This is a genomic window from Burkholderia sp. E168m23 (assembly GCF_016586125.1).
Lineage (GTDB): Bacteria > Pseudomonadota > Gammaproteobacteria > Burkholderiales > Burkholderiaceae > Burkholderia > Burkholderia orbicola.
Window position 1 is genome coordinate 1 of the sequence record NZ_BCPP01001363.1, and the last position, 1,353, is coordinate 1,353.

A 1,353-nucleotide genomic window follows, 5' to 3' on the forward strand; every position below is an offset into this window, starting at 1 on the left:
TGCTCGAAGCGCTGCCGGCGTTCCTCGGCGCAGCCGACGAAGCGCTCGCGAAGGAAGCGGCCAAGCTGTTCAAGAAGCAGGGCCTCGACATCCATCTCGGCGTGAAGATCGGTGACGTGAAGACGACCGCCGACGGCGTGTCGATCGCCTACACGGACAAGGACGGCAACGCGCAGACGCTCGATGCCGACCGCCTGATCGTGTCGGTCGGCCGCGTGCCGAACACCGACAACCTCGGCCTCGAGGCGATCGGCCTGAAGGCGAACGAGCGCGGCTTCATCGACGTGGACGACCATTGCCGCACGGCGGTGCCGAACGTGTACGCGATCGGCGACGTGGTGCGCGGCCCGATGCTCGCGCACAAGGCGGAAGACGAAGGCGTGCTGGTCGCGGAAGTGATCGACGGCCAGAAGCCGCACATCGACTACAACTGCATTCCGTGGGTGATCTACACGTACCCGGAAATCGCATGGGTCGGCAAGACGGAGCAGCAGCTGAAGGCGGAAGGCCGCGAGATCAAGACGGGCAAGTTCCCGTTCTCGATCAACGGCCGCGCGCTCGGCATGAACGCGCCGGACGGCTTCGTGAAGATGATCGCGGATGCGAAGACCGACGAGCTGCTCGGCGTGCACGTGATCGCCGCGAACGCGTCGGACCTGATCGCGGAAGCCGTGGTCGCGATGGAATTCAAGGCGGCGTCGGAAGACATCGCCCGCATCTGCCATCCGCACCCGTCGATGTCGGAAGTGATGCGCGAAGCGGCGCTCGCGGTCGACAAGCGCTCGCTGAACAGCTGAGCGCGGTATAGCGCCGGCCGGCCATCGGCTGGCGCAACCGTCTCATGACGAAGGCGGGCGGGTTTTTCCCGCTCGCCTTTGTTTTTTCCGGTTTGCCCCGATGAACGTCACCGAATACTACACGCGCGAACTGACCACGCGCGGCTATCAGTCCGATCCCGCCCAGCGCGCGGCCGTCGATCGCCTGCAGCGCTGCTTCGACGAATGGGTCGACTACAAGGCGCGTCGCTCGAACGCGTTCAAGAAGCTCATCAATCACCCGGACCTGCCGCGCGGCGTCTACATGTGGGGCGGTGTCGGTCGCGGCAAGAGCTTCCTGATGGACAGCTTCTACGCGGTGGTGCCCGTGCAGCGCAAGACGCGCCTGCATTTCCACGAATTCATGCGTGAAGTGCACCGCGAACTCGAGGAACTGAAAGGGCAGGCCGATCCGCTCGACGAACTCGCGCGACGCATCGCGAAGCGTTACCGGCTGATCTGTTTCGACGAGTTCCACGTGTCGGACATCGCCGACGCGATGATCCTGTACCGCCTGCTCGATCGTCTGTTCAACAAC

At 64.4% G+C, this 1,353-nt stretch carries 2 protein-coding genes; both read left to right on the forward strand.

What is annotated here, in order from left to right; genetic code table 11:
• Window positions 1-797 (forward strand): FAD-dependent oxidoreductase (locus JMF90_RS37310; RefSeq protein ID WP_201326362.1); only part of this gene is annotated, 797 nt, incomplete at its 5' end.
• A 100-nt stretch (window positions 798-897) separates the two neighbouring features.
• On the forward strand, window positions 898-1,353 hold a 456-nt coding region (gene zapE / locus JMF90_RS37315), incomplete at its 3' end, for a cell division protein ZapE (RefSeq protein WP_201326363.1).